Raw genomic sequence first — 14702 nt, 5'->3', positions numbered from 1 at the left:
AGGAATAGATATCGCTCATAACGGTATCTACTCCCTTAACGTTGAAAAATAGGAAGGCAATGATGGGATTTAAACAATCACTAATCGACAATAATTCGATACAGCTACAAGCATCCGCTGATAACTGGCGTGATGCTATTAAGATAGGTACAGACCTGCTCATCGCTTCGGGGGCGATAAAACCCAGTTATCATGAGGCAATCATCAGCAGCGTCGAAAAACTTGGGCCTTATATTTGTATCGCGCCTAATTTGGCCCTTCCCCATGCAAGACCTGAAGATGGTGTACTAAAAACAGCCTTTGCTTTAGTCACACTAGACAAACCCATTATTTTTGATGGCGAGGATGAACCCGTTGATGTGCTGATCACCTTAGCGGGTAGCTCATCAGATGAACATATGGAAGGCTTGATGGAAGTGACTCGCGTTCTCGATGATGAAAACAGTGAAACCGGTGTCGATCTTGATAAATTACGTCGCTGCCGCACCATTGATGATGTTTATCAGGTTATTGACCAAGCATTATGCTAATTTAATGATAATAAAAAAGAATCATTAATTAGCAATAGAGGTAATCAACTATGTATAACGTATTAGCGCTTGATTTAGATGGCACAGTTTTAACTCAAGAACACACTATCCACCCAGCCGTCAAACAAGCCATTCACAAAGCAGCAAAACAATGCCATGTCATGATAGTCACGGGTCGCCATCATACCGCAGCTCGCCCCTATTATGATGAGCTTGGTTTAACCACGCCAATTATTTGTTGCAATGGTACTTATATTTATGATTACCAAAACGAAAAAGTTCTCACACACAATGCTCTCACCAAAGAGAACGCGCTCACTTTTATTGAGCTGGCGCAACAGGACAAACTGAAAATGGTGATGTATATCACCGATGCCATGGTGTATTCAAAAATCGATCCCATCGATTACATGAGCGCGATGGAGCAATGGGCTAACGACCCAACCATGGCCCATCCGCCAAAAATTTATCGCATTGATTCATTTGAAGAACAAGTCCAGCACGCTGACTATATTTGGAAATTTGTCGTCGAAGGTGAACCAGCTACGTTAGAGCGCTTCTTAAACTCACCTTGGATAAAACAAACTTTTAATGCAGAAAAATCATGGTCAAACCGTTTCGATTTTGCTGCTAAAGGCAATAACAAAGGCACGCGTTTAGCTGAGTATCTTCATTCTCTGGGTTATGACTCGAAGCAAGTTATTGCTGTTGGTGATAATCACAACGATATCTCCATGATTAAGCTAGCAGGCTTAGGGGTTGCAATGAAAAATGCTGATGACACCGTGAAGTCCCATGCGGATTTCGTTTGTGCTACCGATAACAATGGTGATGGCCTTGCGCGTCTCATACATGAAAATATTTTAGGACAATCACAATGACAAAGCCTTTGATCCAAATAGCTCTAGACCAAACCAACTTACCGGCTGCACTCGAAGTGGCTGAAAATGTACACACTTTCGTTGATATTATTGAAGTGGGCACAATCTTAGCTTTTGCAGAAGGTATGAATGCGGTCGCGACTTTACGTCAAAAATATCCCAACCACATTCTAGTTTGCGATATGAAAACCACGGATGGTGGAGCCATTTTATCGAAAATGGCATTTGAAGCGGGAGCAGATTGGATCACAGTATCAGCGGCGGCACATATTGCCACTATTGCTGCCTGTAAAAAAGTTGCCGATGAGTTTAATCGTGAAATCCAAATTGAAATCTATGGTAATTGGACTTTTGACGATGCTAAAAATTGGGTTGAACTTGGCATTTCGCAAGCTATTTACCATCGTTCCCGTGATGCAGAACTCGCTGGTATTGGCTGGACCAATGAAGATATCGAAAAAATGCGCAAACTGTCTGATTTAGGACTAGAACTCTCAATTACAGGCGGGATAATTCCAGAAGACCTGCATTTATTTAATGGTATCAATGCAAAAGCCTTTATTGCTGGCCGTGCGTTAGTGGGTGAAAAAGGCCAAAAAACGGCGGAAGCACTAAGGGAACAAATTGACCGTTTTTGGAAATAGTAATTAGGAATAATTCTGACTCAAAAACCGACCTTTCCGTTTAAAACTCACTCGATTAAAATTCAGGCCAGCAAAATAGCTGGCCTTTTCAACAATCTATCAAACTTGTGATTTATTAACCTAATTGCTTACGTGCGTTACGGAAAATGCGCATCCACGGGCTATCTTCTCCCCAATTTTCAGGGTGCCATGAATTACTCACAGTGCGGAAAACACGCTCAGGGTGCGGCATCATGATCGTTGCTCGGCCATCTTTCGAGGTCACCGACGTAATACCATTAACTGACCCATTCGGGTTAGCTGGATATTGCTCAGTTACCTGACCGTAGTTATTCACGAAGCGCATTGCCACCAGCCCATTATCTTCTAATTGCTGTAAATGTGCGGCTGCACGGGTTTCCACTTGCCCTTCCCCATGAGAAACCGCTATCGGCATACGAGAACCTGTCATATCTTGCAGTAACAGTGATGGGCTTTTTGCTATTTCAACTAAGCTAAAGCGTGCTTCAAAACGTTCAGAACGGTTACGTACAAAACGGGGCCAGAATTCAGCACCTGGGATAAGCGTATGTAAGTTCGACATCATCTGGCAACCATTACATACCCCCAGAGATAAAGTATCAGCACGGTTAAAGAATGTCTCAAATTCATCACGGACTTTATTGTTGAATAAAATGGATTTTGCCCAACCTTCACCCGCACCTAATACGTCACCATAAGAGAAACCGCCACAAGCCACTAATGCTTGGAATTGTTCCAAAGACAAGTTACCTGCGAGTAAATCACTCATATGCACATCAATTGCATCGAAACCAGCACGGTCAAAGGCTGCCGCCATTTCCACATGTGAGTTCACACCTTGTTCACGTAAAACAGCTACTTTAGGACGTACACCTGACAAAATAAATGGCGCAGCAATGTCTTCTTCAATGTCATAAGTCAATTTCACATTCAAACCTGGGTCTTGGTTATCCTGTTTCATTGTATGTTCTTCGTCTGCACACACTTCGTTATCGCGCAAGCGCTGCATTTGCCAAGTCGTTTCAGCCCACCATTGGCGCAATAAACTGCGAGATTCGCGGTAAACAACCGTATCTCGGCTATTGATGATCACGGCATCATCTTGTATTGCAGAACCTAAATAATGAACACAGCCTGCAAGCCCTGCTTGTGCAAAACATTCTGCCACATACTCTCTATCGGCTTCATTAATTTGAATGACAGCGCCTAACTCTTCGTTGAATAATGCTGCGAGCGTGTCTTCATCAAAAGAGCTAATATCAACATTAATACCGCAATGACCCGCAAAAGCCATTTCCACTAAAGTGACGAATAAGCCGCCATCTGAGCGGTCATGATAGGCTAATAATTTTTGCTCGGATAATAACTTCTGAATGGTATTAAAGAAGCCAAGCAATACTTCAGGGCTACGTACATCAGGGGCTTTATTGCCTAACTGACGATATACCTGTGCGAGTGCAGAACCGCCCAGCGCGTTATGGCCTTGCCCGAGGTCAATTAATAACAAGGCATTATCATGACCTGTTTTTAACTCAGGTGTCACTGTTAAGCGGACATCTTCAACACGGCCAAATGCACTAATCACCAAGGAAAGTGGCGACGTCATTTCACGCTCTTCACCATCCTGCTGCCAACGAGTTTTCATTGACATGGAATCTTTACCAACAGGGATGGTTAAGCCTAGCGCAGGACAAAGCTCTTCCCCTACCGCTTTAACCGCTTCATATAAACCTGCGTCTTCCCCCGGATGCCCTGCCGCTGCCATCCAGTTTGCAGACAATTTAACGCGTTTTAAATCTTGCACATATGAACATGCAATATTGGTTAATGCTTCACCCACGGCCATGCGTGCTGATGCTGCGAAATCCACCAAGGCAACTGGCGTTCTTTCACCAATAGACATAGATTCCCCATAGTAGCTATCTAAACTTGCAGTCGTTACTGCACAGTCAGCAACAGGAATTTGCCATGGGCCAACCATCTGATCACGAGCAACCATGCCTGTAACTGTGCGGTCGCCAATGGTAATTAAGAATGTTTTTTCAGCTACGGCTGGTAAATGCAGGACACGTTTCACCGCTTCATTTAAATTAATCGCTGTTCTGTCTAATGAATCCGGTTCCGCCTTTAATGTTTTTACATCACGCAACATTTTTGGCGTTTTGCCTAATAAAACATCCAGTGGCATATCAATCGGTTGGTTAGCAAAATGTTCATCATTTAATGTCAAATGACGTTCTTCAGTGGCTTCCCCAATCACTGCGAACGGAGCACGTTCACGCTCACAAATCGCGGTGAACACAGGAAGCTGTTCTGGTGAAACTGCCATTACATAACGTTCTTGAGATTCGTTACACCAGACCTCCAATGGGCTCATTCCTGGCTCATCATTGAGAATCTTACGTAACTCAAAGCGCCCACCACGGCCACCATCACTGACCAATTCTGGCATTGCGTTCGACAAACCGCCCGCGCCTACGTCATGGATAAATAAAATTGGGTTATCATCACCAAGTTGCCAGCAGCTATCGATGACTTCTTGGCAACGGCGTTCCATCTCTGCGTTATCACGCTGTACCGAAGCAAAATCTAGGTCTGCATCTGATTGGCCCGATGCCATTGATGATGCAGCTCCACCACCTAACCCGATATTCATTGAAGGTCCACCGAGTACAATGAGTTTTGCACCGACCGTAATTTCGCCTTTCTGTACGTGGTCTGCACGGATATTTCCTATGCCCCCCGCTAACATAATCGGCTTATGATAACCACGTAACTCTTCTCCATTGTGGCTATTAACCTTTTCTTCATAAGTACGGAAATAGCCTAATAACGCAGGGCGACCAAATTCATTATTAAATGCCGCACCGCCTAATGGCCCTTCCATCATAATATCCAAAGCGGTCACAATGCGCTCTGGTTTACCGAAATCTTCTTCCCAAGGCTGTTCAAAACCAGGAATACGTAGGTTAGAAACCGAAAAACCGACTAAACCTGCTTTTGGCTTCGCGCCGCGACCTGTTGCGCCTTCATCACGAATTTCACCACCAGAGCCTGTTGCTGCGCCTGGCCAAGGCGAAATCGCTGTTGGGTGGTTATGGGTTTCTACCTTCATTAAAATATGAGCATCTTCTTGGTGATAGCGGTAAGTGCGCCCTTCAGGCTCAGGGAAGAAACGACCAACAGGCGAACCTTCCATCACGGCTGCGTTATCTTTATATGCCGATAAAACGTGGTCAGGTGTTTTTTCAAACGTATTTTTAATCATTTTAAACAGCGATTTAGGCTGCTCTTCGCCATCAATCACCCAATCTGCATTAAAGATTTTGTGGCGACAGTGTTCTGAGTTTGCTTGAGCAAACATGTAGAGCTCAACATCCGTTGGATTACGTTTTAACCCGACAAAGGCCTCTAACAGGTAATCAATTTCGTCATCAGCTAATGCCAGTCCCATTTCCCTGTTTGCTGTTTCCAATGCAATACGACCACCCGCAATCACATCAATAGATTTCATTGGTGCTGGCTGGTGCTGCACAAATAATGCGCTCGCTTGTTCAAAAGAAGAGAAAATGCTTTCCATCATGCGATCGTGCAAAATAGCGATCACTTCATGCCACTGCTCTTGGGTCAGTGCATCACCTTGGACATAATAAGCAACTCCGCGTTCAATACGCTTGACTTGATTAAGACCACAGTTGTGTGCAATATCTGTTGCTTTTGAAGACCATGGAGAAATAGTTCCCGGACGAGGAGTCACTAAAATAAGCTTACCGAATGGGTCGTGCTCTGCCAGAGAAGGGCCGTACTTTAACAAACTGCTCAGTTTGCCTTGCTCACTATCACTCAACGGCGCCGAAACTTCAGCAAAGTGCATATACTCAGCATAGATATCCGTGACAGGAAGCTGTTTTTCTACAAACAGTGCCAAAAGGCGGGTAATACGAAATGCTGATAGAGCAGGTGAACCACGCAAAATTTCCATCGTCTTAATTTCTCTCTTTTAAACGCCAGCCCTGAACATGAAAGCAGGGAAACCGGAACACATTATAGAGCAATGTTCATCAATACGAAACCGTTTGCGTGATTAAAAATAAAGCGATTAGTTAAATATTATTCTGTGCTAAATACGATAATATAGGTTGCACCCTTCCTAAATGTTGAGCAAAATAGCCGACTACTGGAATTATAACCATTACTTAGCCATACTCTTTTATGGACATACAGCACCAGTCAATGCACGAGAAACTATTATTTGAATAACTTAAAAGTTAACTATTTAATTGTCGTGGTCATCGCGCTACTGGCTACTATGGTCATCGGTTTTAACGTCCGTTGGCCCAATACACAAAATTCACAAATTAATAAAATTATTTCTCAAGGTGAATTACGTATTAGTGCCGTTAGCTCGCCACTTATCTATATTGATGAGCAAAAACAGCTGCGTGGGTTTGACTACGAGCTGGCTCAAGGCTTTGCCTCATACCTAGGAGTTAAACTCAAGATAACCATCCGCCCAACATTCGAGCAAATATTCGATGACCTTGAAAATGGTGATGCAGATATCGCGGTAGCGGGCCTGCTGTATAACAAAGACCGTTTAGCCAAAACGAAAACCGGTCCAAGCTATCTTAATGTGACTCAACAACTTGTATATCGCAAAGGAACAAACCGTCCCAAAAATTTCAATGAAATTAATGGCAAATTATTAGTTACCGCTGGCACAGCTCATGCAAGTACACTTAAAGAATTGTCCAAAGAATACCCAGACCTAAAGTGGGAAGAAACTTCAAAATACAATACCAGTCAAATCCTTGAAATGGTTGCTGATGGCGAGGTTGACTACACGTTAGAAGACTCTATCGCGGTTGCACTACAGCAACGTATTCACCCCCAAATTGCCGTGGCTTTTGATTTATTGGATGAACATGCTATCACTTGGTACATGCGACGTAGCAAAGAAAACAGTTTAGACGCTGCGTTACTTGACTTCTTCAATCTCAGTCATGAAACCGAATTACTCGCACGCCTTAATGAAAAATATTTTAGCCATGTAGAATCCTTCGATTATTTCGACACAATGGCATTTATAAAGGCAATTGATAATAAACTTCCCGAGTATCAACCGCTGTTTGAAAAATATGCTCAGGTGATTGACTGGAAATTATTAGCAGCTATCGCATGGCAAGAGTCCCATTGGGACCCTTTAGCGACTTCGCCTACAGGTGTACGTGGGCTAATGATGTTAACCAAGCCAACGGCAACAACAATGGGTATTGCTGACAGGTTAGACCCGGAAGAAAGTATTAAGGGTGGTGCCGCTTATCTTGCTTATATTATGGAACGTTTACCTGAAACCATCGAAGAAGATGACCGTATCTGGTTCGCCCTTTCTGCCTATAATATGGGATATGGGCATATGCAGGATGTACGTAAATTAACTGAAATGTTAGGTGGAGACCCTAACCGGTGGTTAGATGTGAAAGCCCGCTTGCCTTTATTGACACAGAAAAAATATTACTCACAACTCACTTATGGTTATGCACGTGGCCACGAAGCTTATCGTTACGTTGAGAATATTCGTCGTTATCATCAAAGTTTAGTTGGTTACTTACAAAGTCAAGAAAGAAAACAGCATGCACTTGATATTGCACAAAAATCACTTATTTATTTAATTTCACCAGAAAACCTGACAGCAGCTGAGTCTCAAACGATTCAAAATCAGTCCCCTATTCCTGAAAAAGTGAGTACTACACATTTAGGGAAAATGAGTTCTGCAACGCAACCACCTAAAACACTTGAAGAAAAAAGACTACCATTAGGAAAGTATTTGCTTTCACTACATCCATCGCAAAATACCGATGAAACCGATGATAAAACGCCCATCACACCACTAAAAGCACCTGAGAAGCCGTTATAAATCATGCTGAAATAAAATGGGAGCGCTAAAATTTACCATATTAGCGCTTTTGTTCTTTTTTTTGGGCTCTACGCAGCTTAAAAAAAGCACTCAGCATTGAAGAACATTGCTGTTCTAGAACACCACCAGTAACATCCACATAATGATTTAACCCTGCTTGCCCCATGATATCTAGGTAAGAACCACAAGCTCCAGTTTTAAAGTCCTTAGCACCATAAACTACACGGCTAATACGGCTGTGGATCATTGCACCTGCACACATAATACAAGGCTCTAACGTGACATATAAGGTGGTATCTAATAACCGATAATTTGATAGCTCTTGCCCTGCTTGTTGCAAAGCCATAATCTCAGCATGTGCAGTCGGATTGTGGTCAATAATAGAACGATTCCACCCCGAGGCAACCAAATGGTTATCTTTCACTAAGACCGCACCGACAGGAATTTCGCCAAGATCTTGTGCTTTTAGCGCAAGTTCAATGGCTTGTTGCATCCAATACTCATCAATTTCTATTTGTGTCACTCTTACCTCTAACCAATGCGTTTACACGTGATTATCCTTAAATGTTAGAATGACCGCAATTAAAATGCTTTTGCCTTTATAATAACAACCTAATTTTAATTGCTAAAAATCGCTAATTTAGCTGCAAAACCCATAAAAAAAGCGCCTACCGTACAATTTCCAAGTTTTGCAAGGAGCTGCTTTTCACGTAAAAAACGAGCTATCAAGTAACCACTAAAAATCAATAAGCTTAAGTATAAAAAACTGACTAATTCTAAGATCGTCGCGAGTACAAGATAAGGCACCCATGCATGAGAGTAATTAAAATCAACAAATTGTATAAAGAAAGAAATATAAAATAGAATTGCTTTCGGGTTTGTTAAGCTTAGCACTATGGCTCGAGTAAAATGGTTTTCTGTTTTAGTTTTAATTGAAATAGTGTCAGTGCCGTCTTGATTCGACTTCTTATGCATAAATGTGCTATATAAAATCTTACAACCTAAATATAGTAAATAAGCAGCCCCTAAATAGCGCACTATCATAAATAATGTTGGAGAAGCTTTGATTACCGAAGCTACACCAATGAATGACAGGAAAATTAATATCCCATCCCCAGTAAATACCCCTAGAGCAGCCCGATAACCAAACCGAGCCCCACTCGAAGTGCTTGTTTTTAATACATATAATGAATTAGGCCCTGGCACGATAATGATTAAAACAAGCCCAGCTAGGTAAGTCCAAAAGTTAAGAACACCAAGATTTTCGAACATATTTTCAACCCTTTATCTTTTTTATTATTTTTATCACAACTTTCAATCTTTGTGAATATTTATTCTATTTATTAGATATATGAAATGAACTAATAATAAAGATTATTTTAAATCTAACTTATTTATTTATGATAACTAGGCAATCAAATTATTATTCATTATTAATAGTAAAAGGAATAAATATATGGCTATCATTAGAAGATTGGTACAAGACGGTTCATTTGAAGAGTTTTATCCAACAACAATGACATTCAATGCCGCAAAGCGTAATTATTTTTTAGGCCATTCAAAAGATAAAACTTACGTTGTCTATGCCATGGCTGATAACGGTAAAATTGAACCAAATGCTCCTGCGCAAAAAGGAAAATTAAGATCCTACCTTGGTAATATTCAAGCATTTTATGATACAGTAGATAATAAACAATACTTATATGGATATAATTTAAGCGAGAAAATCGTCGAATTATATGAAATTGACGATAAAGCTGGCATAAAACTACTCTATGTTGATGAATTTACTGTTGGAAGTACAATTCAATCGGCAACTCTATTTATCGCCAATGGCCTTATCCATATATTCAGTCAAGCTGAAAAAGATAAAAGCTGGAAAACCCATAGCTATAGCATCATATAATACCTTCCTTATATTACGTATATTTTATGACACCTTAAATTAGTCACAAGGGGTATTAATTTGCCCCTTATTTAAATAATCAACTTTAAAATCATATTTTAATAAAGAAAGAAAAGCGGTATAAGATCATCAACATTAAAACTTCACCACACTATTAACATTAGGTCTATTTAAATAAATAATCTTATCTTTCACCCTAGTTTCGATTATTTAGCATAGGTATATTTACATTCTTATCTTAATTCACTTTATTATTACATTCTAGTTTACTGATTATTTAAAAATAGAGAATAACGATCCAGATGTGAATACAATAACAGAAAAGGATACCAATATTCTGGTATAGCAAAAAATTGAACGCTAAAAACACAAATTTATCATTTAAATGATGTAAAACATCTACACTATGATTTGTTGTTACTTTTTTCAGGCTTTGCAGGTAAAATACATGGCATAAAAATATAAAAACCAAACGAAAGTAACGAATAGGTGCAAGGTATAAGTTACTAGTTTTTAACTTAATACAATGTAAATCACTGATATGTCTTTATTAATTACAAAACGCTGTATCAATTGCGATATGTGTGAACCCGAATGCCCAAATGATGCAATATTTATGGGTGACGAAATTTATGAAATTGACTCAACACTATGTACTGAATGTGTAGGCCATTACGACAAACCTACTTGCCAGTCCGTTTGCCCAATTACTAATACAATCATCACTGATCCTCAACATATCGAAACTGAAGAACAGCTTTGGGATAAGTTTGTTGCAATTCATCACGCCGATAAAATTTAGGTTTAACTTCACTTATATCCAATTATTCATCTAGTTATCCTTAAATGCTGCCAGTGATTTTTACTGGCAGCTCGGTATTACATTGATTCAAGAAATACTTTCTATGATAACTGTAGCAGATGCATAGTGACGTTCATCGGTAATAGAAACATGGTAATGCGTAACTTTTAACCGATTCGCTAGCTGTAATGCCTCCCCAGTTAAACTTAATAATGGTTTCCCCAATTTGTCATTGGTTACTTCAAATTGGTTAAAGGCTAAACCATTACGGATCCCTGTTCCTAATGCTTTTGCTGCCGCTTCTTTAACTGCAAAGCGTTTTGCTAAAAAACGAGCTGGCTTTGATTGCTGTTGATATTGGGCTAATTCAGTCTCAGTTAGAATTCTTTTCGCCAGACTATCACCGGTTCGTTCAAGCACCGACTCAATTCGAGCAATCTCAACAATATCCGTTCCTAATCCAACAATGGCCATTATTTACGTGCTTCTAATAAGATTTTTTTCATGTCAGTAACCGCTTGAGCTAACCCACTAAACAAAGCACGGCCAATAATTGCATGGCCAATATTAAGCTCATAAATTTCAGGTAACTGTGCAATACGTTGAACGTTATGGTATGTCAAACCATGACCCGCATTAACTTTAATGCCTTTACTCGCCGCATATACGGCACCATCACGAATACGGCGAAATTCTAACTCTTGCTCTTGTTCTGATTTAGCATCAGCATAAGCCCCTGTGTGAATTTCAATAAATGGTGCTCCACACTCTTGTGCTGCATCAATTTGCTGATGATCCGCATCAATAAATAATGAAACGAGAATGCCCGCGTCAGTCAGACGTTTTACAGCATCAGCCACTTTCTGTTTTTGGCCCGCAACATCTAAACCACCTTCAGTGGTTACCTCTTCACGCTTTTCTGGCACTAAACAGCAGAAAGTAGGTTTGATGCGGCACGCAATTTCAACCATTTCATCGGTTACCGCCATTTCAAGATTCATACGTGTTTGAATAGTTTCATTCAACAGAGTGATATCTCTATCTGTAATATGGCGTCGATCTTCGCGTAAATGCACTGTAATGCCATCAGCGCCTGCTTGCTCCGCAACAAATGCAGCTTGTACAGGGTCTGGATATTGAGTTCCTCTTGCATTTCTAACCGTTGCAATATGGTCGATATTTACGCCTAACAAAAGCTCTGCCATTTTTTATTCCCCATTAATAAACACTAACAAACTCATCTGCCTACTATCCTACTGTAATTTTCTCCTTTGAGGGAATAAATCTCTCACCATTCGAAGCAAATTCCAATCTGTATATCCTGTTTCAGTATTTGTATTTTATTTTTGCGAAGCGCTTCGTAAGATTTTGTACCAGTGAAATAAATGTATTGTCTGAAAGAGCCAGTTCCGCTAAAAAGACACATGAGAAAAGGATATATTGTAGTAATCGAGGTGTAACAAACTAGATAAAAAATAAAATGAAAAACAATTTTAGCTCTGTTTGTTATGTGTAACTGGCGAGTAAGTAAACTGTCGAAATAATTCTCTGCTTTTTAAAGGTTTACCGCCTAAATATGGTTTTAAAGCAAGTCGGGTAAAACGTTTTGCTGCTTTGAGCGTATCTGCGTCAGGAAATTCTCGACTCGCCAATGCCTTAAGTTGTTTACCCGTAAAACTAAGCTGGTCAACAACCAAGCTACCAATAAACCCTTTTTCTTCTCTATACCGGTAAGTCATTGTGTCAGAAACGGGCTCTCCGCTGCCAGCGCAATGTAAAAAATCAACACCATAACCAAGGTAAGAAAGCAGAGCCAATTCAAACCGACGCAATGCAAATTCAGGGGTGTGTTCACTTGCGGCAAGGATTTGTAAGCATGAGAGGTAATCAAAAAATAGTGAGGAGTATGGTATACCAAATTCTAATACACGTGCGGTTAATTCATTAAGGTATAAACCACTATATAGAACGGTTCCCGTTAAAGGGAGAGCCAAAGACACAGGGTCGGCATTGATTAAGGTTTTGATTTCACCTTTGCCTCCCCAACGGATTAACAAAGGTGTGAAGGGCTGTAAGCAGCCCCTTAATGGTGAGCGATTACGGCGAGCGCCTTTTGCAAGTAAGCGTATTTTTCCTTCGCCTTCAGTAAAAAAATCGAGCAATAAACTCGTTTCACTGTAAGGCCTTGAATGGAGTACAAACGCACGCTGCCAACCACTCACTTTGCCACCTACTATTTTAGGTCGTCAACATAACCCAGGCTACGTAATGCTCTTTCGTCATCAGCCCAGCCAGATTTAACCTTAACCCAAAGCTCAAGGTGTACCTTGTTATCAAACATTCTTTCCATATCGATACGCGCTTCAGTACCAATGGTTTTCAGTTTGCTACCTTTGTTACCAATAACCATTTTCTTTTGGCCTTCACGCTCAACAAGAATTAAGCCATTGATATGGTAAATACCCGCTTCTGTTACCTTAAATTGTTCAATTTCGACGGTTACCGAATATGGCAGTTCATCACCCAAGAAACGCATGAGCTTTTCACGGATAATCTCAGATGCCATAAAACGTTGAGAACGGTCAGTAATATAGTCTTCAGGAAAATGATGAATAGCTTCAGGTATATGTTGTTTAACAATTTTAGCAATTGTATCCACACCAGTACCTTTTTCTGCACTGATAGGAACAACATCCAAGAAATCCATTTTCTGACTGATCATACTGATATGTGGCAACAGTATCGTTTTATCAGTCACATTATCAATTTTGTTAATTGCCAATATAACAGGGCAACGTAAGCTAGATAACTTAGTCAGTACCATTTCATCATCAGCGGTCCAATTAGTTCCTTCAACAACAAAAATAACTAATTCAACATCACCAATTGAACTGGATGCAGCGCGATTCATTAAACGGTTAATTGCACGTTTTTCTTCAATATGAAGTCCTGGGGTATCAACATAAATAATTTGGTAATTATCTTCTGTGTGGATCCCCATAATACGATGGCGAGTCGTCTGTGGCTTTCTCGAAGTAATCGAAACTTTTTGCCCCAGTAATTGATTCAATAATGTCGATTTACCGACATTTGGCCGTCCAACTATGGCAACAAAACCACAGTGGGATTGTAATTCACTCATTCAAGCTCCAAAATTTTCAATGCTTGCTCTGCTGCCGCTTGCTCCGCTTTACGACGGCTTGAGCCAACGCCATTAATCGGTTGGTCAATACCACTGACTTGGCAGTGGATCGTAAATTCTTGATCGTGAGCTTCACCTTTAACCTGAACAACCAAATAATTAGGTAGTGGTAAATGGCGTCCTTGCAGATATTCTTGTAACCTTGTTTTCGGGTCTTTTTGCTTATCACCCGGACTGATCTCAACCAGTCTACTTTGATACCAATCTAAAATAATTCTTTCGATCGTTTGGATATCACTATCTAAAAAAATACCACCGATCAGTGCTTCAACAGTATCAGCAAGGATAGATTCGCGACGAAAACCACCGCTTTTTAATTCCCCCGGCCCTAAACGTAAACATTCACCGAGTTCAAATTCGCGTGCGATTTCTGCTAATGTATTTCCGCGTACAAGCGTTGCCCGCATACGACTCATATCCCCCTCGTCTACCTTTGGAAAACGGTGGTATAAGTCATTTGCAATCACAAAACTCAAAATCGAGTCACCTAAAAATTCTAAGCGCTCATTATGTTTGCTGCTTGCACTTCTATGTGTCAATGCTTGGATTAATAACTCGTTCTGTTTGAATTGATAACCAAGCTTACGTTGTAATCTTTCTATTAAAGAGGGGTTCATGTGCGCCCAACCATTTTTATTTGATAAAAAAGCACACGCAACAGACCTGTAAAATGCACCATTTTACAAAACTGTTGCGTTTGCACTGACTCCGAATCCTCTCGCATTTTTTGCAGCTCAGTGAAACTAATTATAAAAATCCATTAGTTACAATAAGTTAAAATGGGAGAGTTAATAATTGG

General features: G+C 40.4%; 14 protein-coding genes. 6 read left to right on the top strand and 8 right to left on the bottom strand.

Annotated elements, in window-relative coordinates:
* Positions 1-62: 62 nt before the first annotated feature.
* The 3 genes from FVA72_RS07900 to FVA72_RS07890 are packed head-to-tail and all read left to right on the top strand — an operon-like array spanning position 63 to position 2055.
* Positions 63-530 carry a PTS sugar transporter subunit IIA gene (locus FVA72_RS07900; RefSeq protein ID WP_094961694.1) on the top strand — a complete coding sequence of 156 codons (468 nt, stop codon included), beginning with the start codon at positions 63-65 and terminating at the stop codon, positions 528-530.
* A gap of 50 nt (positions 531-580) precedes the next feature.
* A complete protein-coding gene (locus tag FVA72_RS07895; RefSeq protein WP_004264964.1) occupies positions 581-1411 on the top strand; it encodes a Cof-type HAD-IIB family hydrolase in 831 nt (276 codons plus the stop codon).
* Positions 1408-2055 carry a 3-keto-L-gulonate-6-phosphate decarboxylase UlaD gene (locus FVA72_RS07890; RefSeq protein WP_110591972.1) on the top strand — a complete coding sequence of 216 codons (648 nt, stop codon included), beginning with the start codon at positions 1408-1410 and terminating at the stop codon, positions 2053-2055. Before FVA72_RS07895 ends, FVA72_RS07890 begins: the two co-directional genes overlap by 4 nt.
* A gap of 115 nt (positions 2056-2170) precedes the next feature.
* On the opposite strand, the gene purL is transcribed toward FVA72_RS07890, so the two are convergent.
* Positions 2171-6058 carry a phosphoribosylformylglycinamidine synthase gene (gene purL / locus FVA72_RS07885; RefSeq protein ID WP_110591973.1) on the bottom strand — a complete coding sequence of 1296 codons (3888 nt, stop codon included), beginning with the start codon at positions 6056-6058 and terminating at the stop codon, positions 2171-2173.
* A gap of 270 nt (positions 6059-6328) precedes the next feature.
* Between purL and mltF the strand changes: the two genes are divergently transcribed.
* Complete coding sequence (gene mltF / locus FVA72_RS07880) at positions 6329-7993, top strand: membrane-bound lytic murein transglycosylase MltF (protein ID WP_050763803.1); 1665 nt, start codon at positions 6329-6331, stop codon at positions 7991-7993.
* 40 nt (positions 7994-8033) lie between these two features.
* On the opposite strand, the gene tadA is transcribed toward mltF, so the two are convergent.
* Both tadA and leuE read right to left on the bottom strand, forming a co-directional pair.
* Complete coding sequence (gene tadA / locus FVA72_RS07875; RefSeq protein WP_004264969.1) at positions 8034-8516, bottom strand: tRNA adenosine(34) deaminase TadA; 483 nt, start codon at positions 8514-8516, stop codon at positions 8034-8036.
* Positions 8517-8611: 95 nt separating this feature from the next.
* On the bottom strand, positions 8612-9265 hold the full coding sequence (leuE, locus tag FVA72_RS07870) for a leucine efflux protein LeuE (RefSeq protein WP_110591974.1): 654 nt from the start codon (positions 9263-9265) through the stop codon (positions 8612-8614).
* A 184-nt stretch (positions 9266-9449) separates the two neighbouring features.
* Between leuE and FVA72_RS07865 the strand changes: the two genes are divergently transcribed.
* Together FVA72_RS07865 and FVA72_RS07860 are read left to right on the top strand one after the other, a co-directional pair.
* Positions 9450-9899 (top strand): hypothetical protein, encoded by a 450-nt coding sequence (locus tag FVA72_RS07865; protein WP_004264971.1) that lies wholly within the window; start codon positions 9450-9452, stop codon positions 9897-9899.
* A 541-nt stretch (positions 9900-10440) separates the two neighbouring features.
* Positions 10441-10701, top strand: coding sequence for a YfhL family 4Fe-4S dicluster ferredoxin (locus tag FVA72_RS07860; RefSeq protein ID WP_036959019.1), 261 nt, complete (start codon positions 10441-10443; stop codon positions 10699-10701).
* 87 nt (positions 10702-10788) lie between these two features.
* Here the strand turns inward: FVA72_RS07860 and acpS are convergent, their stop codons facing one another.
* From acpS to rnc, 5 genes are all read right to left on the bottom strand, one after another.
* Entirely contained in the window at positions 10789-11175 is a 387-nt protein-coding gene (gene acpS, locus FVA72_RS07855; RefSeq protein WP_004264973.1) for a holo-ACP synthase, read from the bottom strand.
* Positions 11175-11906 carry a pyridoxine 5'-phosphate synthase gene (gene pdxJ / locus FVA72_RS07850; RefSeq protein WP_094961689.1) on the bottom strand — a complete coding sequence of 244 codons (732 nt, stop codon included), beginning with the start codon at positions 11904-11906 and terminating at the stop codon, positions 11175-11177. Before pdxJ ends, acpS begins: the two co-directional genes overlap by 1 nt.
* Before the next feature lie 288 nt (positions 11907-12194).
* Complete coding sequence (recO, locus tag FVA72_RS07845) at positions 12195-12923, bottom strand: DNA repair protein RecO (protein WP_110591975.1); 729 nt, start codon at positions 12921-12923, stop codon at positions 12195-12197.
* An 11-nt stretch (positions 12924-12934) separates the two neighbouring features.
* The gene (gene era / locus FVA72_RS07840) at positions 12935-13843 is read right to left on the bottom strand and encodes a GTPase Era (RefSeq protein ID WP_110591976.1); all 909 of its coding nucleotides are present in this window, start codon (positions 13841-13843) and stop codon (positions 12935-12937) included.
* Positions 13840-14520, bottom strand: a complete 681-nt coding sequence (rnc, locus tag FVA72_RS07835; protein WP_004264978.1) for a ribonuclease III — start codon at positions 14518-14520, stop codon at positions 13840-13842. The genes era and rnc overlap by 4 nt, the downstream gene beginning before the upstream one ends.
* Positions 14521-14702: the final 182 nt, after the last annotated feature.

It is taken from the genome of Providencia sp. PROV061, assembly GCF_011045655.1.
Taxonomy (GTDB): Bacteria; Pseudomonadota; Gammaproteobacteria; order Enterobacterales; family Enterobacteriaceae; genus Providencia; species Providencia hangzhouensis.
The sequence above is the reverse complement of the archived record's forward strand: the minus strand, read 5'-3'. Positions and strand labels throughout refer to the sequence as shown.